Source organism: Eubacterium sp. An11, assembly GCF_002161065.1.
Taxonomy (GTDB): Bacteria; Bacillota; Clostridia; order Lachnospirales; family Lachnospiraceae; genus Anaerobutyricum; species Anaerobutyricum faecale.
Map to the genome: position 1 here is coordinate 93,729 of NZ_NFLV01000004.1, position 25,245 is coordinate 118,973.

General features: G+C 50.1%; 20 protein-coding genes. 4 read left to right on the forward strand and 16 right to left on the reverse strand.

Annotated elements, in window-relative coordinates; translation table 11 throughout:
- Positions 1-26: 26 nt before the first annotated feature.
- From B5E53_RS04895 to B5E53_RS04905, 3 genes are all read right to left on the reverse strand, one after another.
- Positions 27-1,916, reverse strand: coding sequence for an FAD-dependent protein (locus tag B5E53_RS04895; RefSeq protein WP_087312926.1), 1,890 nt, complete (start codon positions 1,914-1,916; stop codon positions 27-29).
- Positions 1,917-2,197: 281 nt separating this feature from the next.
- Positions 2,198-4,645, reverse strand: a complete 2,448-nt coding sequence (locus B5E53_RS04900) for a hypothetical protein (protein ID WP_087312927.1) — start codon at positions 4,643-4,645, stop codon at positions 2,198-2,200.
- A complete protein-coding gene (locus B5E53_RS04905; RefSeq protein ID WP_087312928.1) occupies positions 4,642-6,765 on the reverse strand; it encodes an MMPL family transporter in 2,124 nt (707 codons plus the stop codon). Before B5E53_RS04905 ends, B5E53_RS04900 begins: the two co-directional genes overlap by 4 nt.
- Before the next feature lie 264 nt (positions 6,766-7,029).
- Here B5E53_RS04905 and B5E53_RS04910 point away from each other — a divergent pair, with 264 nt between their 5' ends.
- Positions 7,030-7,641, forward strand: a complete 612-nt coding sequence (locus B5E53_RS04910) for a TetR/AcrR family transcriptional regulator (protein ID WP_087312929.1) — start codon at positions 7,030-7,032, stop codon at positions 7,639-7,641.
- Between the two features lie 97 nt (positions 7,642-7,738).
- On the opposite strand, the gene B5E53_RS04915 is transcribed toward B5E53_RS04910, so the two are convergent.
- The 4 genes from B5E53_RS04915 to B5E53_RS04930 form a co-directional block, all read right to left on the reverse strand.
- Positions 7,739-9,127 (reverse strand): NAD(P)/FAD-dependent oxidoreductase, encoded by a 1,389-nt coding sequence (locus tag B5E53_RS04915; RefSeq protein WP_087312930.1) that lies wholly within the window; start codon positions 9,125-9,127, stop codon positions 7,739-7,741.
- Entirely contained in the window at positions 9,124-9,633 is a 510-nt protein-coding gene (ybeY, locus tag B5E53_RS04920; protein WP_087312931.1) for an rRNA maturation RNase YbeY, read from the reverse strand. The genes B5E53_RS04915 and ybeY overlap by 4 nt, the downstream gene beginning before the upstream one ends.
- Before the next feature lie 77 nt (positions 9,634-9,710).
- Positions 9,711-10,760 (reverse strand): PhoH family protein, encoded by a 1,050-nt coding sequence (locus tag B5E53_RS04925; RefSeq protein WP_087312932.1) that lies wholly within the window; start codon positions 10,758-10,760, stop codon positions 9,711-9,713.
- Between the two features lie 236 nt (positions 10,761-10,996).
- Entirely contained in the window at positions 10,997-12,028 is a 1,032-nt protein-coding gene (locus B5E53_RS04930) for a YeiH family protein (protein ID WP_087312933.1), read from the reverse strand.
- Between the two features lie 170 nt (positions 12,029-12,198).
- Here B5E53_RS04930 and B5E53_RS04935 point away from each other — a divergent pair, with 170 nt between their 5' ends.
- Complete coding sequence (locus tag B5E53_RS04935; protein ID WP_087312934.1) at positions 12,199-13,092, forward strand: LysR family transcriptional regulator; 894 nt, start codon at positions 12,199-12,201, stop codon at positions 13,090-13,092.
- On the opposite strand, the gene B5E53_RS04940 is transcribed toward B5E53_RS04935, so the two are convergent.
- Both B5E53_RS04940 and B5E53_RS04945 read right to left on the reverse strand, forming a co-directional pair.
- On the reverse strand, positions 13,074-14,273 hold the full coding sequence (locus B5E53_RS04940) for a sporulation protein YqfD (protein ID WP_162611790.1): 1,200 nt from the start codon (positions 14,271-14,273) through the stop codon (positions 13,074-13,076). The genes B5E53_RS04935 and B5E53_RS04940 overlap by 19 nt on opposite strands.
- An 89-nt stretch (positions 14,274-14,362) precedes the next feature.
- Positions 14,363-14,626 (reverse strand): YabP/YqfC family sporulation protein, encoded by a 264-nt coding sequence (locus B5E53_RS04945; RefSeq protein WP_162611791.1) that lies wholly within the window; start codon positions 14,624-14,626, stop codon positions 14,363-14,365.
- Between the two features lie 173 nt (positions 14,627-14,799).
- Between B5E53_RS04945 and B5E53_RS04950 the strand changes: the two genes are divergently transcribed.
- A complete protein-coding gene (locus tag B5E53_RS04950; RefSeq protein WP_087312937.1) occupies positions 14,800-16,095 on the forward strand; it encodes a bifunctional diguanylate cyclase/phosphodiesterase in 1,296 nt (431 codons plus the stop codon).
- Positions 16,096-16,215: 120 nt separating this feature from the next.
- Here B5E53_RS04950 and dhaM read toward each other — a convergent pair whose 3' ends face one another.
- From dhaM to dhaK, 3 genes are all read right to left on the reverse strand, one after another.
- Positions 16,216-16,596, reverse strand: coding sequence for a dihydroxyacetone kinase phosphoryl donor subunit DhaM (gene dhaM / locus B5E53_RS04955; RefSeq protein ID WP_087312938.1), 381 nt, complete (start codon positions 16,594-16,596; stop codon positions 16,216-16,218).
- 12 nt (positions 16,597-16,608) lie between these two features.
- On the reverse strand, positions 16,609-17,232 hold the full coding sequence (gene dhaL / locus B5E53_RS04960) for a dihydroxyacetone kinase subunit DhaL (protein ID WP_087312939.1): 624 nt from the start codon (positions 17,230-17,232) through the stop codon (positions 16,609-16,611).
- Between the two features lie 90 nt (positions 17,233-17,322).
- Complete coding sequence (gene dhaK / locus B5E53_RS04965; RefSeq protein WP_087312940.1) at positions 17,323-18,321, reverse strand: dihydroxyacetone kinase subunit DhaK; 999 nt, start codon at positions 18,319-18,321, stop codon at positions 17,323-17,325.
- A gap of 244 nt (positions 18,322-18,565) precedes the next feature.
- On the opposite strand from dhaK, the gene B5E53_RS04970 reads away from it, so the two are divergent.
- Positions 18,566-19,597, forward strand: coding sequence for an aldose epimerase family protein (locus B5E53_RS04970; RefSeq protein ID WP_087312941.1), 1,032 nt, complete (start codon positions 18,566-18,568; stop codon positions 19,595-19,597).
- A gap of 71 nt (positions 19,598-19,668) precedes the next feature.
- Here B5E53_RS04970 and B5E53_RS04975 read toward each other — a convergent pair whose 3' ends face one another.
- From B5E53_RS04975 to B5E53_RS04990, 4 genes are read right to left on the reverse strand one after another with little or no spacing between them, the layout of a single operon-like run.
- Entirely contained in the window at positions 19,669-20,697 is a 1,029-nt protein-coding gene (locus tag B5E53_RS04975; RefSeq protein WP_242963517.1) for a galactose ABC transporter substrate-binding protein, read from the reverse strand.
- A gap of 39 nt (positions 20,698-20,736) precedes the next feature.
- Positions 20,737-21,711 (reverse strand): substrate-binding domain-containing protein, encoded by a 975-nt coding sequence (locus B5E53_RS04980; RefSeq protein ID WP_087312943.1) that lies wholly within the window; start codon positions 21,709-21,711, stop codon positions 20,737-20,739.
- Positions 21,708-23,552: a sensor histidine kinase gene (locus B5E53_RS04985; RefSeq protein WP_343215598.1), complete on the reverse strand. Its 1,845-nt coding sequence runs from the start codon at positions 23,550-23,552 to the stop codon at positions 21,708-21,710. Before B5E53_RS04985 ends, B5E53_RS04980 begins: the two co-directional genes overlap by 4 nt.
- Positions 23,542-25,152, reverse strand: a complete 1,611-nt coding sequence (locus B5E53_RS04990; protein WP_087312944.1) for a response regulator — start codon at positions 25,150-25,152, stop codon at positions 23,542-23,544. The genes B5E53_RS04985 and B5E53_RS04990 overlap by 11 nt, the downstream gene beginning before the upstream one ends.
- Between the last annotated feature and the right edge of the window lie 93 nt (positions 25,153-25,245).

A 25,245-nucleotide genomic window follows, 5' to 3' on the forward strand; every position in this document is an offset into this window, starting at 1 on the left:
GAAAAATCCTCTATTGTAAATTTATTTTATTCATATTTTCCACATATCTTCTGCGCCGCTGCCTCGGCCATGCGGATTCCGTCCATGGCCGCCGAGGTGATTCCTCCGGCATAACCTGCACCTTCCCCGCAGGGAAACAGCCCCCGGATGCCGGACTGGCCGCTCTCGTCTCTTTCCAGACGCACCGGCGAAGACGTCCGGGTCTCCACACCGGAAAAGATCGTATCTTCCCGGTTAAACCCATGAATCCGGTGTCCGAAAGCCTCCATGCCCTCCAGCAGCGATTCCACAATGTACGGCGGCAGACACTGCCGCAGATCGGCAAACTGCCACTGGCCTTTCATGCAGGTCCGGATCTCACCAAAACCGCTGCTCATCCGGTCCTGCCTGAAATCCCCGTAAAGCTGCACCGGCACCTTTCCGCCGCCCGCCCGGAAAGCCAGCTCCTCGTACTTTCGCTGGAAAGCCATGCCTGCCAGCGGATGACAAGGCAGGGTATTCTCTCCGTCAGCTGTTTTACCTGCGCACATCCACGCCGGGCGATCTCCCTTTCTCATGGCTGCATCCTGTGCTGTCATCCCTGCCATATCGGACAACGCCGCGAAATCCTCCGGCGTCACGGTGGTGATGATGGCGCTGTTGGAATTGGCGCCGTCCCTCCCGTGGTAACTCATACCGTTGACGCAGAGCCGCCCCTGTTCCGAGGAGGAATTGACCACGTAGCCGCCGGGGCACATACAGAAAGAATAGATACCCCGTCCGTTCTGACATTGATGGGTCAGCTTATAACTGGCTGTGGGCAGACTTTTATCATATCCCCTTCCGTACTGACTTTCGTTGATCATGGCGGCGGAATGTTCCACCCGGACGCCGATGGCAAAAGCCTTCGGCAGCATCTTCACCCGCTGCTCATAGAGCATGGAAAAGGTATCCCTGGCACTGTGGCCGATGGCCAGGATCACCGTACGGCAGGATCTTTCCGTGAAATGTATTTTTCTGCCGTGGACGGCTGCCGCCGCTGCTGCCACATTGGCTGCAGCTATCCCGGCTTTCACCGCCGTATCGCTGCCGGCTTCTGCCGCGGCTGTCTCCAGACGGATACCGGTCAGAATACGCTCTCCGCCCCTTTCTTCTGTCAAAAGCTCCACAAGTTTCGTGCGAAAATGCACCTCTCCGCCCAGGGACAGAATCTCCTCCCGGATGGAAGCCACCACATTTTTTAAAATATCCGTGCCGATGTGAGGTTTCGCCTCATAGAGAATTTCCTCCGGCGCGCCGTGGCGGACGAACTCTTCAAGCACGAGCCGGTTGCGCCCGGACTTATCCCTGACCACCGTGTTCAGCTTGCCGTCTGAAAATGTACCGGCGCCGCCCTCTCCGAACTGCACATTGGACTCCTCATCCAGGTCTCCCCCGGCAAAAAACGCCTCCACCTTCTGCGAGCGGACATCCACTGCGTCTCCCCGCTCATAGAGCACCGGCGCAAAACCTCCGCGGGCCAGCATCAATGCGGCAAACAGACCAGCCGGACCGGCGCCGATGACCACAGGGCGTTCCTCCTCCGTGGGCCGCCGTCCGCCACGTGGGAGTCCGTCGTATGATATGCCGCCAAGCGGCGTTTGGTCGCATGGTATGCCGCTATCACCGGACATCCCGCTGCGGAAGGGAAACTGATATGCCGCCTCGTGGATTTTGCTCCATTTGCTGTTCCTGTGATGGAGCACTTTCTTCTCATTGGCAAACTCCGCGTCAATGGTATAAATATAATAAAGCTCCGGCTTCTTCCTGGCGTCAACGGAGCGGCGCACGATCTTCCACTTTACCGGCTTCTGCCCGTAAGCCCGCCGGGCGATCTCCGCCGTCAGCGCTTCCTCCGTGTGGGGAATCTTTAACTTCAGCTGTGATATTCGTATCATGGATTATCCTTCCTCTTTTCTGCCTTTAAAAATAAGATGCATTCCTTCCTTACCAAAAAGAAGTAAAATGCATCTGTACATTCTCATGTATAGTATCTATTTTTCCCGGAAAAATCAAGCGTCAGGCGTTTTTTAACATGAAAAATCTGAAAAAATTCAATCAGAGAACACCGTGGAGCAGAAATGCGGAAGCGCTTTTCAGCGCACTGAGAAACCGAAAGTTCTCGTGCTGCCAAAAAGCGCCCGACAGATTACAGATTCTTTTATCCGGTAACCGGGATTTATTCCCCGTCATCGGTTTCCACAGCGCCGGTCTCAATGATAAACCGGACACTGCCGCTGGCTTCTTTTTGCTTGCCCGCAAAGCTATCATATTTTTTATCCGCTTTTTTGATGGCTTTAAAGCGATGGATGACAGCCTGCAGATCGTCCCCCGCCAGATCGGAGATTTTACCGATGCCATCTTTGTTGAATTCTTCCATGCCGGAAGAAAGCGTGCCGGCTCCGGCAAGGAGTTTGTCAATACCGTCTGTAAGCAGACTTCCGGCTCCGCGGAGCCGGGCAGTGCCGTCAGAAAGTGTCCCGGCGCCCCCGGCAGCCGTGGCAACACCGGCAGTGTAGTCGGTGATTCCTTTTTTCAGCTTTCTGCTTCCGGAGTGCAGCTTTCCTGCCCCTTTCTCTGCGGCATCAGCGCCGTCATTTAGCGTATCATTATTTTCACTCAGCAAAGCGGCGCCGGTCTGCATGGTCGTGATACCGGAAGAAAGGGCGTCAAGGCCATCGCGCAGCGTCTTCATCCCTGTCAGCATTGTCTCATTCTTGCCGGTCAGGGCATCGGCCCCTTCTTTCAATTCCGATACCCCGTTAGTCAGAGCCGGCAGATTTTTCGTGAGATCTGCCAGTTCTGATGTACTCTTCGCAAAGGTTTCCAGTACCGCCGCCTGATCCTTCATATCCGAAAGCAGCGATTCCATATCTGAAAGATTCAGATCCACAGAAGAAATATCCAGTGTCGGCGCAGTACCAAGAGCTTCCCTCGCTTCATCCGCAGCGCCTTTTATGGTGATGCTGTCCACATCCACCTGGATGTCTATGGCCTCTTCTATGGCTTTTTTCAAAGCGGCTTTTTCTTCTTCAGGGATATCCTGGGCGTCCACGGCGGCCTTTGCCTGACGGACCGCCTGACTGGAAGCCCGGGAGTTCATGGAATCTTTCTGATCTTCCATCTGTTCGTTGGCCTGGCCGGATGCCTTTTCATCCACTTTGTCCAGCGCTTTTTCCGCCTCGGAAAAACGTTCTTTCACATCGGCGTTATGCTTCTCTGTCAGCGAGGACAACTGATTGATCTGCTCCATGGCCGAAGTAACGGCAGCGGCGTTTTTCTGCAGCATTGCGGCATCTTCTTCCAATTTTCCGGCCGCTGTTTTCACGGCAGACAGCGTGCCGCTGTCAGGCAGAGACACATTTTCCAGCGTGTCAAGCTGTTTTTGAAGCGCGGCGAGCCCTTCTTGCAGGGAAGCGACTCCGTCGGTATAGTTCTTAAGCCCCTTCTGCAGAGTGCCGGCGCCTTTCTTGAGGGACTGAGCGCCGCTGTCTGCGGTCTGCAGGCCGGCATCAAGGCCGGATACCCCGCCGGTATATTTTTTGATGCCGTCTTTCAGCGACTGTGTCCCGTCTTTCAACGTTTTCAGGCCATCCTTTAAATCATCGGCTCCGTCAGTGAGGTCCTTTTTCCTGGAATCCAACGTTTCCAGACCTTTTTTCAATTCCTGTGCGCCCTGATCGGCATCTGTCACCCCATCCGTATAAGTATCAAAAGAATCTGACAGTGTGTTAAGACCTTCCAGCAGTTCCCCGCTGCCGTTTTCCAGCGCTTCGGAAGCATCTGTGAGTTTTTTGATATTCTCTTCCAGATCGTCCATGCCGCCGATACTGCCAATATCCATCTCATCAAGAATTCCTGTGGCTGCCGCTGTCAGAGTCATAGACAGGGCAAAATCGTTCACGTCCGCCGTAACTTCCACATAATCCGGAAGGGTGACCTCCGACAAAGCGTCATAATCCGACAGTTTCAGACTGTCCCCAAGCCCGGGAAATGCAATGCCGACCACAATATTTTTATCTCCGTCCGCCATCACCTGCCCGTTTTCCACCTGCACATTGGTAAAAATATCGGAAGGCAGCACCATGGCCGTCACCATGGTAAACGGAGTCTGAATTTCATAATCCTCTCCTTTCACCTTCACTTTTTCGCTGGAATGGTTGTAATAATCAAAGCGGATCTTTACTTTACCACTTTTTCCCGCCAGCTCTTCCGGAGATATTTTCTGCCCGTCCAGATAATAGCTGACTTCCATGGAAACCGGCAGCGCCTCCTCTGTTTTCCCCTGGTAATAGATATCATTGCCCCGGGCGTCCCAGGTGAGATTCCCGCTGCTGTCTTCCGTAAAAGTTTCATCCCCTTTTACGTTGGTGATTTCTTTCAGATTGGAATAATCCTCGAGCGTCTCACTGCCGTCAGGGTTCCGGAGCCATTCACTGACAGTCACCTGCTCTGCTTCACCCTCAGCGTCAGCATTGACATACACGGTCTCCGTCTTATCTTCTCTTTTTTGTTTCTCTTTTTTTGCGGCTGCCTGTGCGGACACCGGCATCCCGGAAGCCAGAACGGCGCTCATCACAAAGGCAAATACCCTTGAACTATATCTGATATATTTTTTATTTCTCATTTTTCATCCTCCCGAATCTTCTGAATTGCTGAAACTCCCTGTTTCTTTTTGCCCACAAGATTCCCCATTCCCAGAGTCGTCTTACAGATTACTTTATCAAAAATCAAAAACATGGCCGGCAGCAGCGTCACCACCACTACCATGCTGATAATGGCGCCCCGGGCAAGAAGAGTACAGATGGAACCAATCATATCCACCTGGGAATAGCAGGCCACGCCATAGGTGGCGGCAAACAGGCTCAGGGCGCTGGTAATGATGGAAAGCATATTAGTTTTGTGCGCCGTCCGCACCGCCTCCCATTTTCCTTTGCCGTCTTTTCTCTCCCGAATATACCGGCTGGTCATAACGATGGCATAATCCACCGTGGCTCCCAGCTGAATGGTTCCGATGACAATACTCGCCACAAAAGGCAGGCTGGTATCTTGATAAAACGGCACTGCCATGTTGACAGCGATGGCAAATTCTATGACAGATACCAGGATCACCGGCAGGGAGACAGACTTGAATACCAGCAGGATGATCACAAAAATCGCCAGGACAGAGGCTATATTGACATTCTGGATATCCACGTCTGTCACCCGCTCAAGATCTTTCATGAGAGGAGCTTCGCCGATGACCATGGAAGACGAATCATAACTCTTTGTAATCCGGGTCACTTCCTGAATCTGGTCATTGATCTGCGGCGTAGCCGCATCATATTCGGAACACAAAAAAGCCAGTTCTGTATTGCCGCTTTGCAGCATCCCCTTTATGTCTTTCGGGATCATGGAATCAGGCACCGCCGGCCCCACCAGAGAACGCATGCTGATACACCATTTGATTCCGTCCACATCGTCAATGGCATTCATCATGGCAATCTTATCTTTCGCCTCTATATTTTTATCCATCATGATCATATAGACTGTATTCATATCGAAGTCTTCTTCCAGCTTTTGCGCGGCCACATTGCTCGGCAGGGAATCCGGCAGAGACTGAGCGATATTGTAATATACCTGTGTGTGATCATTTCCGTACACCGCCGGAATCAGGAGAATCAGAAAAACCGCCGTCCAGATTTTATAATGCTTTGTCAAGAATCCCGATACGCCGTCCACACTTTTGATGAGCGGCCGGTGCGCCGTCCTCTCGATCTGTTTATCAAAGGTCAGGATCATGGCCGGAAGAAGGGTGACGCAGCATAACACTCCGATGATAACCCCCTTGGCCATGACAATCCCCAGATCCCGCCCCAGAGCAAATGTCATAAAGCACAGAGCGGCAAACCCGGCGATGGTCGTCACGGAACTACCCACGATGGAGCGAAAAGTGTCCGCGATGGCGTACCCCATGGCAGCGATTTTATCATTGGAAAATCTTCTCTTGTTCTCCTCAAAACTGTTGAGAAGAAAAATGGAATAGTCCATGGTAACACCCAGCTGCAAGACTGCGGTGAGCGCCTTTGTGATATAAGACACTTCTCCCAGGAAATAATTGCTGCCCAGATTATAGAGAATGGCAATGCCGATGCTCAACAGAAAAAATACCGGAACCAGAAAGGATTCCGTGGTAAGTTCCAGAACCACAAACGACAATACCGCCGCGATGACCACATAGACCGGCAGTTCTTTCAAGGCGATATCTTTAATGTCATTGACAATTCCGGACATGCCGCTGATAAAGCATTGCTGTCCGGCCAGCTTACGCATATCCGCCACGGCATTCATGGCTTCATCCGAAGACGTGGTATTGTCAAAAAGCACCAGCATCATGGTGGCGTCTCCCTGAAAGAACGCCTCCCGCAGATTCTGCGGAAGCATCTCCACCGGCAGACTTAAATCCGCCACATCATCATACCAAAGCACGTCTTTCACGTGATCCACCTGACTGAATGCGTCTTCCAGTTTCTGAACATCTTTCAGCTCCATGTTTTCCACCACGACCATGGAAAAGGCCCCCATGCCGTACTCATCCACCATCACGTTCTGCCCTTTCACTGTCTCCAGCGAGTCCGGCAGGTAGCTCAGCAAATCATAGTTGACCTTCGTGGCCGCCATCCCCAAAAAGGAGGGAATCAGCAGCAAAAATCCAAGCAGAAGAATCAGCTTCTTATGTTTTGCGATCCATTTTCCCAATCGAATCAAGTTTCATCATCCTCTCTGTCTGTTATACCGCGCAGTCCGGATCTTTCACTGCGCGGCCTCTGCGAAAATTTTCCGCAATCCTATCTACTATTATATTAAAAAATGACCATTGGTCAATACTTCACATTTCACAATTCTCACCACAATAAGAAAATGAATTTTGGTCATTTTTATCCATAAGACACACTTTATGAATCTTGTTTTTTTTTTCTTCTTATTGTAATATGAAGGAAATCAGCAAAGAAAACAGATGGAGATGAAACAATGGGAAAACTGGAACGTAAAAAACTACAGAAAAACACAACCCTTCTGCAGACCGCCTTCGAGCTGTTTCTGGAGAAAGGATTTGCCAAAACTACTATTTCCGACATCGTAAACCGGGCAGGTCTGGCCAAAGGCACTTTTTATCTTTATTTCAGGGATAAATATGATTTGAGAGATCAGCTGGTCATCCATAAAACCGGGCAGCTTTTTATGGATGCCCATGAAGCGATCTCCAAAGAGGACATTCATGGTTTTGAGAATCAGATGCTGTTTGTGGTGGATCATATCATTGAGGCATTAAAAAAAGATCCGGCTCTTCTCCGGTTCATCACCAAAAATCTCTCCTGGGGCATTTTCAAACATGCCTTTGAAAATACCGTCACCGAGGGATCACAACAGTTTTATGACTACTATCTGGAACAGATGAAAAAAGATCACATCGCCTGTGAACAGCCGGATATCGTTCTTTTCACCATCATCGAGCTGGTAGGGTCCACCTGTTACAGCTGTATTCTTTATGGAGAGCCGGTATCCATGGACGAATATCTCCCCTGCCTTCATCAGGTGATCCACCAGATTCTCAACACTTTTACCACAAAGGCAGAGCCTTAAAAAAGCGGGTTCCGGCCTTAGAAGTTTGATCTAAGGCCGGAACCCGCTTTTTCTTTTTACTGCGGACCCCGCTTTTGACTAGACGGCGCCGCGTGATTTACTTTTGATTTCGCCTCCAGGCTGCCTGTCCGGCGACGCTGCCGCTGGAAAAGGCCCACTGAAGATTATAGCCGCCGCAGGTCCCGTCCACATCGAGGACTTCTCCGGCAAAAAACAGGCCCGGGCAGCAGAGGGATTCCAGATTGCCCGACAGTTCAGACAAAGTAACGCCGCCTCTGGTCACCTGCGCTTTCTCATAGCCCACGTAGCCGGAGATGCGCAGCGGAAAATTCCCGATGATCGCTGATATTTTCCGGAGGATGTCGTTGGTTTCTGTCCGCCACTGTTTCAGCGGGATATTCATCTGATCTGCTTCCAGACCCGCCTCCCGGAGAATCACCGGCGCCAGTTTTGCCGGCAGAATGCCGGAAAGCATCTCCTGCAGACTCTTATATGGACAGTCATCGCAGCAGGAGCGTAGAAGTTCTTCCACTTCCCCTGCGGAATACTCCGGCATGAAATCCAGAGAAAGCTGCACCGTTCTTCCTTCTTCCAGGGCCAGAATGGCAAAACGACTCATCTGAAAAACCGCTACGCCGGAAATGCCATAATCGGTCCATTGGAGCTCTCCCCTCTCCCGGCACACTTCTCTGCCATCCACCAGCAGGACTGCCGACGCCTGATTGCGAAGGCCGCTCAGCTTTTTTAAAAATGGCGCGGAAGATTTCAGGGCCGTGAGAGCCGGCAGAGGTTTGATAATATGATGGCCCAGGGATTTTGCCAGAGGATAGCCGCTGCCATCACAGCCCAGATGGATGCCTGCCATTCCGCCGGATGCGAGGATCAGGCTGCGGCAGGCAAACTGCCGTCTGACCGCATTGACAGCCTGCCTGTCCCCCTTTTTCCCCTGGCGCTTTTCCGCCGTCTGTTTCTTTTTCGTTCTTGTCATGCTTTCCCTTCGACGCTCTGCCGCTTCTTTCCGTCCCGCTTTTTCAGTCAAAAAAGATTCCGCCGTCACCACAAACCCCTCCGCCGTCTTCCGGACGGCGGTCACAGAGGTTTCCGTCAGCACATCCAGTCTTTCGCGGGACAAAACCGCGCTCTCAAAAGCATCCCGGACGGCGGCCGCCTGTTCGTTATAGGGATACACATAGCCATCTTTATCTCTGGTAAGGATACCCAGTCGATGAAAAAACTCCATGGTATCCGCCAGATCAAAGGCCGACAGCACACCGGCAATTTTCTCCGGATCCTCTCCCCGGTAACATTCCGGCTCCTGACGGCGGTTGGTCAGATTACATCTGCCGTTGCCGGTCACCAGAATTTTCTTGCCGATGCGCTCGCACCGTTCCATGAGCAGCACCCGCTGTCCGCCTCTGGCACACCAAAGGGCCGCCGTCATGCCTGACGGTCCGGCCCCCACAATAATCGTATCGTATGATCTCACTGATTTACCTCCCGGAGATATCCGCACTGTTTCAGTATCTCTTCCTGCTTCTGCTCCATGACAATGCGCTCCTCCTCTTCCATGTGGTCATAGCCCATGAGGTGAAGCATACTGTGGGCCACCAGAAAGGCCAGCTCTCTTTTCTCGGAATGGCCGTATTCCCTCGCCTGTTCCTTTACCTTATCCATGGAAATGAGGATGTCTCCCAGCATCAGCTCGCCGCTTTCCGGATGAAAGGCATCCGGCTCCCGTTCCTCAAGGTCAGAAAAATCCGCCGGGTGTGTATATTCCGCCATGGGAAAGGACAGCACGTCCGTGGGCCGGTCGATCTGGCGCTGTTCCAGATTCACCTGATGGATCTCTGCATTATCTGTGAGGAGCACATACACCTGCGCTTCGTAAGGACAGTCCTCATAATCCAGAGCTGTCTCCACCACATTCCGGATGATGTCCTCGTAGTCGGGGATAAATTTCTCTTCGTAACTGTATTCAATCTCTATATGCATAGTATTCTCCCGTTCATCTGCCATAAAACAAAGGTCTGCCTCTGCCTGCCATGCAGGGGCCCGTCCCTTCTCATCTTTTAAGACTTCTTCCTGCGGCGCAGCATCTTGTCCTTTTTATCCTTTTTGCCGTCGGCGTCAGCCCGTCTTGCGCGGTTTCTTGCCTCCCGGCGCTTCTCATCGGCGTCATAAGCCGATACAATCTTCTGTACCAGAGGGTGCCGGACCACGTCCTGACTGGTCAGCATACAGACGCCGATCTCATCGATGCCCCTCAACACCCGGAGCGCATCATCAAGACCGGATCTCGCGCCTTCCGGCAAATCCTTCTGGGTCATATCACCGGTGATGATAGCCTTGGAACCAAAACCGATTCGGGTCAGGAACATCTTCATCTGCGCCGGCGTGGTATTCTGTGCCTCGTCAAGCACCACAAAAGCATTATCCAGCGTCCGCCCGCGCATGTAGGCAAGGGGCGCCACCTCAATGAGTCCCTTTTCCATATTTTTCTGGAAGGTCTCCGCTCCCATGATCTCATAAAGGGCGTCATAAAGAGGACGCAGGTACGGATCCACCTTACTTTGCAGATCTCCGGGCAGAAATCCCAGCTTTTCCCCGGCCTCGATAGCCGGACGGGTCAGAATGATCCGGCCCACCTCGTTGGCTTTAAACGCTGTGATGGCCTTGGCCATGGCCAGGTAAGTCTTTCCCGTTCCGGCAGGTCCAACGCCGAACACGATCATCTTATCGGTGATCTCTTTGACATACTTCTGCTGTCCCATGGTTTTCGGCTTCACCGGCTTGCCCATGACTGTGTGACAGATGATATCGCTGTCAAGCTCCGTCATGGATTCCACGGTGTCGGACTGGGACATAGCCAGGGACAGCGCATAGTTGACATCCTGTTCTGTGATGACATTTCCCCGCTCTGAAAGAACCGTAAGTTCATCAATGACATCTCTGGCTTTCTGACAGCCTTCCCCGCTGCCGATTATCTTTATCTTATCATCCCGGAAAATAAGGGTCACATGCAGCGCCCGCTCGATCTTCTTCATGTAAGCGTCAAACTGTCCGAAGACATTGCCTGCATGTGCCGCTGGAAAAGAAAATTCCACTTCCGATATATTCATGCTTTCGCTCCCTTCTGTCTGATATCATATTTCTCCCTACCTGAGAAAACTCTCTTTTGTTCCGGGAAAGAACCCCCTTGTTTCAGGAAAAACTCTCCGTCCATATAGGTAGAGAAAACGTGTCTATTAACCATTCTATCATCTTTTTGTATTATTTCCAGCCTTTTTTGTCGCTTCCGGAAATATCGGAGCCATCACCAAGGTCTGTCACAAAACACAAAAGGAAGCGCCGTCTGTTACCAGATGCCCATGACATTCTGAAGAAGCAGGCTCACTGCCGTGATCCCCGCCCAGCAGCAGGCACCCATCACCAGCGGTCTGCCGCCGGTTTTCACCAGCTTGACCACATCGGTATTGAGTCCGATGGCAGCCATGGCCAGGACAATGAAAAATTTGCTGAGCGTCTTCAGAGGAGCAAAAATATCCGCTGAAACGCCGCACTGTACAGCCACCGTGGTGATCACGGAAGCGGCGATGAAATATAATATAAAAAACGGGAAAATCTGTTTCATGCTCACTTTCTTTCCGTCATTTCCCGACGCCTGTCTCGTTCTCAGGAAGGCCAGCACCAGAGTGATCGGAATGATGGCGAGAGTTCTTGTGAGCTTTACAGTCACCGCCTTATCAAGTGTCTGGCTGCCAAGCCCCCACATACTGTCCCAGGTGGAAGCCGCCGCCGTCACCGATGAAGTGTCATTGACAGCGGTTCCCGCAAAGATGCCGAAAGCCTCGCCGGAAGTGGTGTCAAAGCCGATCATCTGTCCGAAAACCGGAAAGAGAATGGCGGCCAGCACATTGAAAAAGAAAATAACAGAAATCGCCTGGGCCACTTCCTCGTCATCGGCGTCAATGACCGGTGCCGTCGCGGCGATGGCGGAACCTCCGCAGATGGATGAACCAACCCCCACCAGCGTGGAGATTTTGGACGGGATATCCATGGCTTTATGCAGAGCGAAGGCGATCACCAGCGATGTGGTGATCGTGCAGACGATAATCGGCAGAGACTGTTTTCCCGTCTGGAAAACCACACCCAGATTCATGCCAAATCCCAGCAGGATCACTGCCCACTGCAGGATCTTTTTGGAAGTAAATGTGATCCCCGACGCGAAATCTCTCTTTTCCTTCCAGAATACTGTCACAGCCATTCCTGCCACAATGGCAATGACGGCGCCGCCCACTACGGGAAATAATTTACCAATAAACCAGGAAGGCACTGCGATGACCAGACAGAGCAGCAGTCCTTTTCCATTTTTTTGTATCCAATTCATTTTTTCTACCTCTTTCTTTTGTTTTTCTCAATGTAGCATAATTTTACCAGAAGATAAAATGATAAATATTTATAAATCCATAAATTTATGTTATGATAACTGCGACACCTGCCGGCACCGGATATTTCCGCCGGCCATAACATATCACACCGCAAAAGAAGAGGATTCCTATGATCGATTATCGTTTACATACATTTTTGACCGTCTGCAGATACATGAATTATACCAAAGCCGCCCGGGAGCTGTTCATCACCCAGCCAGCGGTCTCTCAGCACATTCGTTATCTTGAGAAATATTACGGCGTCCGCCTGTTTGACTACAGAGGAAAAACTCTGACCCTCTCCCCTGCCGGCCGTCTCCTTTTGGAGAAAGCCTCCGTTATGGATAATGACGGGCGCCGCCTGAAAGAGTCCTTACATGAAGCGGAAAACGGCGGTGCCACTTACCGTTTCGGCGTGACCACCACCATCGGGGAGTTTGTCATCGCCCGGCCCCTGGCTCGTTTCCTCCGGAATAATCCTGACATACAGATTCAGATGACCATGGGAAACACCGAGGAACTTCTCTCAGGTCTGCGGGACGGCACCTTTCATTTTGCCCTCATCGAGGGATTTTTCCCCCGGGAAGAGTTTGCCTCCCGCATCTATAGCACGGAAGAGTTCATCCCTGTGTGCGCCGCCGGTCATGTCTTTTCCAGACAGCCCGCCCGGATACAGGACCTTCTTTCCGAACCGCTTTTGCTGCGGGAACCCGGCTCCGGCACAAGAAATATCCTGGAAAAGGCGCTGGATATCAACAATATTTCTCTCTCCTCCTTCTCCCGCATCACAGAAATCAACAGCATGTACGCCATCGTCCAGCTTTTGCTCGAAGACTGCGGCATCTCCTTTCTGTACAAGACAGCAGTGCTGCCCTATCTCGCTTCCGGAACGCTGCGTCAGATTCCTCTGGAAGATTTCCGCCTGCAGCACGACTTTTCCTTTCTCTGGCAGACCGATACGGTCTTTGCCCGGGAGTATGAGGCGATTTTTGCTCAGTTGAAAGACTACTGCGAGATTTCCTGAATTTTTCCAAAAGGTTCCCGCACGATAATTTTTCCTTTTGCCCTGCAGACTCCCTCCCCGCAGGTAATGCGGACTTTATTGTCTATAATTTCCACCCCCTGCTCTTTGTATTCCTGCAAAAATACAGAGAGCCTTTTTTCCGCTTCCTTCACAGCCTGCTCTTCGGTGTAAGTTTTTTCCTGTATCTGACATTCCGAGCGGGTAGTCACATACAAAGACAGGGGCAGGTAAAGCTGCGGACCGATGTGCAGTATATGCTGCTTTGTCTCCTCGTCATAATACCGGTAGGTCTCCTTTTTTCCGGGCAGACTGATCAGTTTTTCTCCCGCCAGGATCTGGAAGAGATCAAAGGAGCGGCCTGTATGTTTTTTTACATAATGGAGCATCGAAAAAGAATCCTCATACTTGATTTTTGTGATGGCCAAAATACTTCCCTCCGCCTTCACCAAAGCCGTCTCCGTCAAGGTCCCGCTGTCATCATAAAGCCCCACTTCACCGGAAATAAGCACATCCCCCCGCTTCACCTTATCCCCTTTTTTGACCATGGCGCTGCCGCTTCTCACCACAATGGAATCAATGGTCCCCTTTTTGGCGGCGATCAGATTGCAGGGGACGTCTGCCGTCTCCGCCTGCACCGCTTCTTTGTCCAGAGTTTCCTTTATGGTCACCGTGAGCAGCGTTCCCTTCAAATCACAGGACACCCAGGCGATATCCTTATAATCCCGGCGGATCTGTTCCTCCAGCGCATGGCAGGAAATCTCCGAGAGTCGTCTGCCGCTTTTGATTCCCTGTTCTTCCAGATAATCAAGAATCTCTTCCTCCGAATGACTGCGGCAGCCCACCGCCTGAATCTGCCAGAGGAAAAGGGACATCACATACAGGCTGACGGCTGAAAAGAGAAAGGCCGCCAGAAGAATTTTTCGTTTTCTATAGCGATGGAACAAAAACGGAAGACCTTTTTTACAGATAATCCGATAGGAACATCCGGTCTTCGCGGATATCTCTTCCAGCTCTTCCATTCCTGCTCTGCTTATAAAAAAAATATAATGGGAATCCTTTCTGGTCAGCTTCCACAAAAGAATCTGCTTGCTCACACAGATATTCAGAAAACGCTCCTGTCCCCCTCCGTTCAGCACAACTTTGCAGTATCCGCCGAGAAAATGCAGTATGGAAAAAATCATAGACGTACCCTCCCTGTTGATTGGTGCCTTCCCATATGCAAAAGGCAGCAAAACCAGCCGTTTCCGGCTCTTTTTCATTTTGCTTTCCTTTAAAAATGAATCGAATGAATGTTTCCTGTGATCCTCATGTCAATGTCCGTAAAATACTCGATCAAAAGGCGCTCCCCTTCTATGACCATCTTGCATTTATAACAATGGAGCACGATTTTTTCTTCATTATAATCGCCCAGGGATCCATAATTCTCAATATTCAGTTCTCCGGTTCCGTTCATCGTACACACGAAGGCACGGCGACGGTCCTTTGCAGTTGTTCCGGCTCCCGCCTGATTTTCTTTTTTCTTTTTTTTGAACACCCAATCACTTCCTGCAGAATTCGTTGATAGCAATGGTCTTTTTTTCATCTTTATGCATCAAAAGAGAAATCAGAACAAAATATAAAAAAGTATCAATTTTGAATTGAATTTTTCGTGAAAAAAGTATAGAATTACACATATTGCAGAAAAAGAAAGAATAAAGGAAAAGTGTTATGAAATCAAACAAAACTACCATTCATCTGGAGCCATTACACCCTGGAACTTCCGGTTTTTATTCTGATCTCAGAAATCTGGAACCCGGCTGTTCCCATGGCGCTTTTCTCCGGTTCGGCATTGATGGTCTGAAAGTCATCAACACACATTACGGCATCGAATACGGCAACATGATTCTCAGAAAAACGGCCGACTGTATTTCCAATCATCTTCTTCCCACCCAGCAGCTGCACCACATTTTAGGAGATGAGTACATTGTCACCGATTATCAGAGCGACGATGTGGCAGCGGCCATCCAGCTGTATCGGCGGGTATCCCATGCCATCGAGGAAATCAACATTGCCAATAATTATGAAGCCATGTTTACGATTTCCTGCGGTATCATTTTGCGCAGAGATATTGAGCATTTTTCTTATTCCAATGTGATGAATCTGACGGAATTTTCTTTAGATGAGGCAAAAAAACGAGGCCGGAATCAATATTATCTGTTTGAAAAACAGGATTACGAAAAGTTTTTAAGGAAAAATGCCCTGACCCAGGAACTTCGGCAGTCCATCAATCACAATTTTGAAGGGTTTGAAGCATATTTTCAACCGCTGATCCAGACAAAGGATCAAAAGATATACGGCGCAGAGGCACTGATGCGTTATCATTCCAGTCAGTTCGGCGATGTCTCTCCCACAGAATTTATTCCCATACTGGAAGAGACAAACATGATCATCCCCGCCGGCCGCTGGATTCTCGATCGGGCTGCCGCCGCATGCCGGGATTTTCAAACCCTCATCCCTGATTTTAAGATCAGCATCAATCTGTCCTATGTACAGGTTTTAAAAAGCTATGTCGGAAGCGACGTGATCCGCACTGTACAAAAATACGGGATTTCTCCGGACAGCCTCACCATTGAACTGACGGAGAGCGGTCTTCTGGAAACAGATTCTCACCTGAAAAAAATGTGGACATACCTGAAAAAAGAAGGGATCAGCCTGGCCCTCGATGATTTCGGAACCGGTTATTCTAACTTTGCCTACCTGGCGACTCTCCGGCCGGATACCATAAAAATCGACCGGGAATTTACATGCCGGGCACTCCACAATTCCTATGAATACCAGCTTCTGGCTCTTTGCAGTTCCATGGCCCATTATCTTCGCCTGTCCATCTGTATTGAAGGAGTGGAGACCGCGGAGGAACTCTCTGCAGTCCGCAAACTCTCCCCTGATTATATCCAGGGATATTTCTTCGGACGGCCATGCGACTACGATACTTTTTTCAATACCTATATAAAAGCTGCGGTATGAACAGCGTCCGCGCTGTTTTCGTACCGCAGCTTTTCTGCCGGAGTATTTCTCCCGCCTCTATATTATAGTTTAAACCGTTCCCGGATATCTGCTGTTTTCCGGACAGCATCCAATCCTCTTCTAGAACTTTGCCGTTGTCTTTGCGGCTTCTGCCACCTGGATGACATCTTCCATGGACGCATTTCCCGCAGCGACGACCGCAGCGGCCACCGCTCCTTCCACGACCGGACAGTCGACCATTTTGACCTTGCGGTCTTCCATGGTCTCCAGAACCATCTCTGTGGTCATGACAGCGCTTCCCATATCCATCAGAATGATGACGCCGTCATCAGAATAAATCTCATCGATGGCATTGTTGATCTTCTCAAAACTTGTTCCAAAACCGCCGTCGTCCATACCGCCGGCTGCCCGCATCGGTGTCTCCGGTGCCATCAGGGAAGCCAGATCCACTACGCCTTCTGCCAGTTTCTGACTGTGAGAAACAATTACTATTCCAACCATATGACAAACCTCCTATGCCAGTGCCTGTACTGCCTTGAGCATCAGTGTAAAGGATGTAGCACCCGGATCCTGATGTCCGATACTTCTCTCGCCCAGATAACTTGCACGTCCTTTTGTGGCGATGATCGTCTTCGTGTACTCGATTCCTTCTTCCGCAGCTGCCACGCCGGCATCCAGTGCCTTCTTAGCGTCTTTGTCCGCCTCATAGGAAGCCTTCATGGCGTCAAGAGCAGGAATCATAGCGTCAAGCATGGTCTTCTCGCCTTTGACTGCTTTACCACGCTTCATGATACCTTCAATGGCAACATCCATCATACCGATAAAGTCGTCCATGTTCATCTCCATCTTGCCGTTTAAGTATGCGCCGGCTTTCATAAATGCTGTGCCGTATAACGGACCGGAAGCGCCTCCCACGGTGGAAACAAGCTTCATACCCACAGCTTTTAAGATGGATCCGATATCTTTGCCCTCGAAAGTTCCGATCACATCGTTGACCGCGTCAAATCCACGGGCCAGGTTGATACCGTGGTCTCCGTCACCGATCACATTGTCAAGTTCTGTAAGGAAAAGCTTCTGCTCATCCACATCCGCGATGATTTTTTTAAGAATTTCAATTACTTTTGCACTGTCAGCCATTTTCATATACCTCTTTTCTTTTAATCATTCCCTGCTGTCGTTACGAAAAGAAAAGGCCGACGGGAATTGTCGGCCTTCTTCGCCAGTAAATTATTTAGCTACTGTCATAGCCGGAGTGTCTGCTTCTGCATCTAACAGCTCTTTCATCTGATCATCCAGACGGAGTAAGGAAATAGAGAATCCTTCCATCTCCAGGGATGTCATATATTCACCAACAAGGGTCTTGTAAACTTTAATGCCTTTTTCGGCAAGAACATCAGCCACATGATTGTTGACGATGTAAAGCTCCATCAGAGGAGTAGCGCCGCATCCGTTAACCATTACAGCAACTTCAGAACCGGAGTAGTCGATGTCAGCGAGAATCTTGTCCAGTAAAGTATCAACGATCTCGTCTGCTGTCTCCATAGGCTTCTTCTCTACGCCTGGCTCACCGTGGATACCGATACCGATCTCCATCTCATTGTCAGCCAGTTCAAATCCAGGTTCTCCTGCTGCAGGAACCGTACAAGGACGGATAGCCATACCCATGGTTCTCACATTGTCGATAACCTTCTGAGCCACAGCCTGTACTTCGTCAAGGCTTGCTCCACTCTCAGCCAGAGCGCCGGCAATCTTATGTACAAATACTGTACCGGCCACACCACGACGTCCTGTGGTATATAAGGAATCCTGTACAGCCACATCATCATTCACTACAACTTCTTTTACTTCGATGCCGTCCATATCGGAAGCCATCTCAGCAGCCATCTCAAAGTTCAGCACATCACCGGTATAGTTCTTAACAACCATCAGAACACCTTTGCCGGCATCAATTGCTTTGATTCCTTCATAAATCTGGTCCGGAGTAGGAGATGTAAATACAGCACCTGCCACAGCAGCATCCAGCATACCTTTTCCGACAAATCCGCCGTGTGCCGGCTCATGTCCGCTTCCGCCGCCGCTGATCAGAGCAACCTTGCCCTCTTTTTTATCAGCTCTTACTACAACGTTTCCACAGTCAAGCTTCTTCAAATACTGAGGATAAGCTTTAACCATACCTTCTATCATCTGGTTTTCTACCTGATCCACTGCATTAATAATCTTTTTCAAAATAATCTCCTCCTTACTGGTTCTTTGAAAATAGTTCAGATTAGACAATTATTGCCTACATCCTTTATTAATAATATCACTTTTGCACATACAGGTCAATTAAAAAAATCTATTTTTCATCCAATTTACACACTTGTCTCATTTCCTTTATTTTATTAATCCGCAGCACAAAATGACGGTTGTGTTTTCCGTAAAAATATTATATAGTTTTTGTAAATTACCCATTTGAGAAAAGGAGAAAAATATGAACGTATTGGATTTTGGGAAGACAAAAGACGGCGTACAGACGCATCTGTACACCATAAAAAACGAAGATCTGGAATGCCGTGTCACGGACTTTGGATCGATCCTTGTCAACCTGTTTGTGCCGGACAAACACGGAAAGCCTGTCGACGTGGTCCTGGGTTTTGATACTGTCTCCGGCTACGAACAGGATACCGCCAGCCTCGGCTGCAACGTGGGCCGCTGTGCCAACCGGATCGGCGGCGCCTCTTTCACTCTGGACGGCCGTACATATACCCTGGATAAAAACGACGGAGAGAATTGCCTGCACAGCGGTTTTCACCAGTATTCCAAGCGGATCTGGACAGTCACACAGCACACAGACACCTCCGTCGCCTTCTCCCTGGACAGTCCGGATATGGATCAGGGATTTCCGGGCGCTGTCACCATGACCGTCACCTACGAACTGAAAGAGAACCAGCTGATCATTTCTTACGCCGGCACGCCGGACAAGGATACGATCATCAACATGACCAACCACAGTTATTTCAATCTTAACGGCGGCGGTAATGTTCTCGGTCATATGGCTGTGGTCAACGCCAGCCGGTTCACTCCTTCCGACGCGCAATCCATTCCAACCGGCATCTTTGCTGAAGTGGCCGGCACTCCTATGGATTTCCGTGAACCGAAGGCCCTCGGGCAGGACATCGGGGCAGAGTACGACCAGCTCATTAAAGGACTGGGCTACGACCATAATTATGTCATCGATGATTATGACGGCACCACCCGCTATGCCGTCCATCTGTATTCCGAGGAATCCGGCATCCTCATGGATCTTTCCACCGATTACCCGGGTATCCAGATGTACACCGCCAATTATCTCAAAGACGACAACGGCAAAAACGGTGCAGTCTATCACCCTCGTGACGCTGTCTGCTTTGAACCGCAGTTTTTCCCGGACGCCATCAATAAGCCGGAGTTTCCAAGTCCCGTATGCAAAGCGGGCACTCCGTATCACAAAGAGATTATCTATACGTTTTCCATCGATAAATAGGAATCTTAAAGAAGCGATACCCTCACGGATACCGCTTCTTTTTATTTTCGCGCCGCTGCGCATCACATCTTTCACTGCCGGTCCATAAATTCTTCCACGTTATCGCCGGTCACTTTCAGATAAGGCAGATAAATGTACCGGTCATTTTCAAAGGCAATATCCTCCAGTCCTTCTCCGGTACCCAGAGCCACAGACAGCTCTGCCATGGCGGACGCCTGTCCTTCTTTATCATTATACACTGTCCCGGCAAAATCTCCGTCTCTGACTGCCTGCAGTCCTACAGAAGTGCCATCCACGCCGAAGAAAACCGGACGGCTCTCCTCGGTATAATTCAGTTCATCGTAGGCGTCAATGGCTCCCGCCGCCATATCATCATTGTTGGCAAGCACCAGCTCGATCTCATCATGGAACTGCCGGATCATCTGCTGCATCCGGTTCTGCGCCTGCGCCCGGTTCCAGTTGGCGATCTGATAGCTGAGCTTCTCCAGGGCAATCCCGTTTTCTTTTAATGTATTGACCACACTTTCTGTGCGGATAATAGCATCCTGGTGATCCGCCTCTCCTTCCAGAATCACGTACTGGATCTTTCCGTCCCCGTTTTTATCTACTTTTCCTTCTTTGATCACCTCGGCAGCCATCTCTCCCTGCAGTTCACCGGACTGTCTGGCCACCGCGCCCACATAATACGTTTTATCCCACTGCATCATATCTTCCGCCACCGGTTCTCTGTTAAAGAAAATCAGCGGTATATCCCGCTCTCTTGCCATATCGATGATTTCCGACGGGTCTGCCCGGTCCACCAGATTCACGCAAAGCACGTTGCATCCGGCATCGATGAGTTCCTCCACCTGCTCATTCTGCGTCTTTTCCGATCCCGCCGCCTCCCGGACCATGACTGTCACTTCCAGATCTTCTGTCTTGCGGCTTTCCAGATCATTCTTATAGCAGTCAATCAATTCCCGCAGGAACGTATCTGTCTGATTATAATAAGTTACCCCCACCTGCACCTTTTCCGGAGTATTTCCTGACGTTTCTCCGCAGGCGCACAGACTCCATGCGGCAAATCCGCACAGAAATATCATACATAATGTTTTTCTCATAGTTTTTCCCTTCATAACAATAGCTTGCCGGTCTATCACTTACTGGCTCATGCTGAACAAAATATTCTGATTTTCCTCGGAAAACAGCGTGTCCCTCCGGACCACCGTGTAAGACACCAGCAGGCGGTCCTCCTGCCGGTAAGCGTGATCCAGCTTTTGCACAACCGCCGACAGACTCTGGTATCCCACATTGAATTCATCGGGGACCACCAGACATTCCACATAACTGTTATCCAGACAATAAAAGGCTTCCACGGAATTCCCGATCCCGTAGACCACCGCTCCGTGCAGCTGCTTGTCCGCGGCAGCTTCCCCCGCCTGTACAAGACTGCTGTCATCCAGCGCAAGCATGATATCTACCGGCGGATAGGCCGGCAGCGCCAGCTCTCCTCCCTTTCCTGTATATCCGCTGACCGTCCAGAGGATTTCTCCTCCGGCTCTGCGGATGCAGTCTTTTGCTCCGGCCTCCCGTCTTTTGGCTGCCTCCGTCCCCTCTTCTCTCTGAAAAATCCCAATGGTCTTCCCATGGAGACTGCCGCCAAAATCTTTTTTCAACTCTTCTGCCAGCGCCTGGCCCACTGCATAATGATCCGGCTCCGCCACCGGCAGATCCGATGCGCCTCCCTCCGCATCGCCGGCGGATTCCACCTGGATGACCGGAACTTTTTTATTGATTTTTTCCAGGAAGCCTTCTTCGCCACTTCCCGGCACCGGCTGCACGATAATACCGTCGGCACCGTTCTCCACCTCTGTTTCCAGCAGCTCTTTTTCCTCCTCCGCCGTCAGCGTCCCGCCGGTGCTGACCACAAATACCTCCACATCGTTATCTGACGCCGCCATCTCAAGCCCATACTTAAAGGCAGCCCACCGGGATCCGTCTGAATCCTGCACCACCACGGATATTTTCCGTACCTCTGTATCCGCCCACTCTTCAATCATAAAGAGGGCGACGATCAAGGCCAGAACCGCCAGGATAGTTTCAATCAATATAAATATTTTTTTATCATTTTTCATGACCGCTCCCCTGTGGTCTCCTCTCCCCGTAAAATATGTCCCTGCTCCAGTATCTTCCGGTTTTCTTCCGTATAAGGTATTTCCGGAATACAGATGGAAACCTTCGTTCCCTCATCCGGTTCACTTTCTATAGTGAGTCCGTATTCTTTTCCGAAAAGAATCTTGATCCGGTTGTTGACGTTGACAAGACCGACTCCGGAACCTTTCTTATGTACCCGGCTGCCGTCTGTCAACACCAGCGCCGCCTCTTCTCCGGACATGCCGAGTCCGTTATCTTCCACAGCCAGAATAATATTTCCATTCTCCCGTTTTCCGGTCACGATAATCTCTCCGCAGTCATCCATGCTGCTGACTCCGTAATTGATGGCATTTTCCAGGATCGGCTGCAGGATCAGCTTCACTGTACAGCAGTCCTCGATGTCGGGATCCACCTGAAAATCCACGGAAAACGTATTTTTATATCGAATTTTTTGAATATTCATGTAGCTTCTCGCATGCTGGAGCTCATCTCTGACCGGAATCACCGTGCGCCCTTTGGACAGACTGATGCGGAAAAGCTTGGCCAGCTGAGAAATCATAAACGAGGCCTCCTCATTTCGCTCTCCCTCGATCATCCAGATGATGGAATCCAGGGCATTATACAGGAAATGGGGATTGATCTGACTCTGCAGCGCATCCAGCTCGCTCTTGCGCCTCTCATTCTGTTCAACGACGATCTCTTTCATGAGGGTGTCGATTCTCTCATAGGACTTCTGAATGGAATAACCCAGATGCCGGATCTCCAGCGATCCTCCGATGTAGATTTCCGGCTTTTCGCCGGCTTCATATTCTTTGACAGAATCATTGAGCTTCATGATCGGGCTGGAGATCCTCACAGAGACAATGCGGTTGACCGCCATCAGCATCATAAAAGTGAGAAGGATGAGCAGCGCCACAAAATACTGCATATTGAGCATCCCTTTGGTAAAGGAATCATAAGGAATGACTCCGACCAGCTTCCATCCGGTATAGCTGATGGTATCCACCACCACCTTGCGGCTGTTTCCGGCAAAATATTCGTCGTAGACTCCGTTCTCATATTTGCCGTTAACATCGGTATTTTCTTTATAAAGTCCTTCACTGATCTGAATCTGTCTCGGATGATAGATGATCTCCCCGCTGCTGTCGCAGAGATAATAATACTGTCCGTTGTTTGATGTATTGATCTGTTTCATCATCCATGAAATGCCGGAAAAATCCATATCGACCAATAAAACGCCGGTCTGTACCACACCGCTGTCAGTAATCTCCACTGCCCGGCTCAGGGAGATCACCCAATAATAATGCTGCGTCCCGTCATCAAACAGATTCTGGATATGCGGGGTGGAAAAATGCATGTTTTCTGTCTTGTTCATGGCCTGTTCGAACCACTCCTGGCCGGTGATATCCACATTTTCTTTCTGGTTTGCCACCGGCTCCGCCATCATAAGCGCACCTTTATTATTATAAAGCGCAATACTTCTCAGTTTATCTTTATTGGCTTCATAGAGAAGGTTCATCTTCACCTGAATATCCTGCACATCCCGAGAAAATTCGCTTTCCTTAATGGTGTTGTAATACAGGGCGTCTGAAATCTGACGCATACTGACCAGATAGTCTTCGAGACTTTTCCCGGTCTGCTCGATGAGCTTCTGGGTATTCTGGACATTTTCTTCCCGGATGATACTCAAAAAACGGTTGTACATGATGATCCCCATGACCAGCATGATAAAGACCGAGATCAGGGAAAACGCCGCCATGATGGTGGACTGGATCTCTCTGGGTTTGATGCTGTCCCAGAATCGGATGCTTTTATTTTTCACTGTTTGTATGCTCCATTCTGTATTTGGACGGGGATACTCCGAACTGCCTCTTAAATACATAGCTGAAATAATTCGGGTCCGCGTACCCCACCTGTCCGGCGATAACATAGTTCTTTTCATCGGTCTCGATCAGCAGCCGTGCCGCCCGCTCCATGCGGCACTCCGTGAGAAATCCGATGAAAGAAGTGCCGGTTTCTTTTTTGAAAATGCTGGAAAAATAGGAGGTGGACACCCCAAGCTCCCGGCAGATTTCGTCGAGAGAAAGAGCCTCATCCGCATAGTTAACATAAATGTACTCCCTGGCTTCGGACACAATGGACTGCGAGGACGTGCTTCTGACACGTGCCAGTCTGTCGCTTAAAGCAAAACTCGTATCTGTCAGCCACTGCCGGAGGATCTCCGGCACCAGGTCGATGAGACGGTCATACAGCTGTTTCAGATCCCCGAGGATATCCTCCGCGGGAATATCATTGTGGGCGGCAAAGCGGTACAGTTCGCTGAGCATCTCCATGACCGCCACGTGGTGCTGCTGCAGGGACTGCCCGGAAAAGGAAGGATGCTGCAGATATCGTTCCGCCGCCTCCTCAATCCGTTCTCTGTCTCCCAGACGGATCATTTTAAAAAGTTCCGATACATCGGCGCTGTACTCAGAATCCGCTTTGTCAAACTTCTGAGGGATGATCTCCTCAATATTGATAGCCCGGGACGCTCCGTAAATCGCCCGATAGGACAGTGCCTCTCTGGCTCCTGTGTAGGACTGGGACAGTTTCTGAATATCCGCACACACCGCTCCCACTCCCACGGTAACTACCGCCTCCAGAATACGCTGGGCGTAGCGACAGAACCGGTCACAGTCATCGGTCAGTTCCGTGATGTCTTCCTCCCGGTTAAGCTGGGCGATGGCCACCCCGTTCTCCAGATAGGTAAAATGTTTGATTCTCCACTTCCGGCTCAGATGCTCGTCAGCCTGCTTCTGCACCAGGGTATCCAGAAGGACCGGATGCATCCCTTCCGGCACCTGACTTTTGGAAGTATGGATCACCAGGCAGCAGTAAAAGGGGCCGTCCAGGGTAATCTGATAATCGGAAAGAGAACTCTGCAGTTCTGCCGGCACGATTCTTCCCTCAATGAGCGTCGAATAAAAGTTCGCCTGCAGCAGAGGAAGGGATTCCATGTAATACTGCTGAAGCACCTCCACATTTCTTTTCTCAGCTTTCTCCTGCTCCAGCTTCTTCCAGAGACCGGCAAAGACCCCGGACAGTTCCACGGAGTTGACCGGCTTTAAAATGTATTCCTCCACGCCCATATGTACAGATTCCCGGGCGTATTCAAACTCGTCAAAACCGGTAAACACCAGAATCTTTGTCTCCGGATACCTGTCCCTGATCTGTCTGGTCAGCTCGATGCCATCCATGTAGGGCATCTTGATATCTGTCATGACCACGTCGGGCTGATACTCTTCCACCATTTCCAGGGCCTTCACTCCGTTGCCGGCATAGCCCACCACGGAAAAACCCAGGGCATCCCAGTCCATTTTTTTGATGATGATCTGAATCACTTCCTCCTCATCATCCACCAAAAGCAGGGTGTATTTACTCATTCTTTTCTCTCCAACTTCATTATCATTTTAGTGATTATTTATTTTGTCTATCATAACAAATCATACTGTCTATCATAACAAATATGTCCGGCA

Bases quoted from the DNA above. Each gene is read 5' to 3' on its own strand.
- B5E53_RS04895 (WP_087312926.1), bottom strand. From the start codon at position 1,916: ATGATACGAATATCACAGCTGAAGTTAAAGATTCCCCACACGGAGGAA.
- B5E53_RS04900 (WP_087312927.1), bottom strand. From the start codon at position 4,645: ATGAGAAATAAAAAATATATCAGATATAGTTCAAGGGTATTTGCCTTT.
- B5E53_RS04910 (WP_087312929.1), top strand. From the start codon at position 7,030: ATGGGAAAACTGGAACGTAAAAAACTACAGAAAAACACAACCCTTCTG.
- ybeY (WP_087312931.1), bottom strand. From the start codon at position 9,633: ATGCATATAGAGATTGAATACAGTTACGAAGAGAAATTTATCCCCGAC.
- B5E53_RS04925 (WP_087312932.1), bottom strand. From the start codon at position 10,760: ATGAATATATCGGAAGTGGAATTTTCTTTTCCAGCGGCACATGCAGGC.
- B5E53_RS04930 (WP_087312933.1), bottom strand. From the start codon at position 12,028: ATGAATTGGATACAAAAAAATGGAAAAGGACTGCTGCTCTGTCTGGTC.
- B5E53_RS04935 (WP_087312934.1), top strand. From the start codon at position 12,199: ATGATCGATTATCGTTTACATACATTTTTGACCGTCTGCAGATACATG.
- B5E53_RS04940 (WP_162611790.1), bottom strand. From the start codon at position 14,273: ATGATTTTTTCCATACTGCATTTTCTCGGCGGATACTGCAAAGTTGTG.
- B5E53_RS04950 (WP_087312937.1), top strand. From the start codon at position 14,800: ATGAAATCAAACAAAACTACCATTCATCTGGAGCCATTACACCCTGGA.
- dhaM (WP_087312938.1), bottom strand. From the start codon at position 16,596: ATGGTTGGAATAGTAATTGTTTCTCACAGTCAGAAACTGGCAGAAGGC.
- dhaL (WP_087312939.1), bottom strand. From the start codon at position 17,232: ATGGCTGACAGTGCAAAAGTAATTGAAATTCTTAAAAAAATCATCGCG.
- B5E53_RS04970 (WP_087312941.1), top strand. From the start codon at position 18,566: ATGAACGTATTGGATTTTGGGAAGACAAAAGACGGCGTACAGACGCAT.
- B5E53_RS04975 (WP_242963517.1), bottom strand. From the start codon at position 20,697: ATGAGAAAAACATTATGTATGATATTTCTGTGCGGATTTGCCGCATGG.
- B5E53_RS04980 (WP_087312943.1), bottom strand. From the start codon at position 21,711: ATGAAAAATGATAAAAAAATATTTATATTGATTGAAACTATCCTGGCG.
- B5E53_RS04990 (WP_087312944.1), bottom strand. From the start codon at position 25,152: ATGAGTAAATACACCCTGCTTTTGGTGGATGATGAGGAGGAAGTGATT.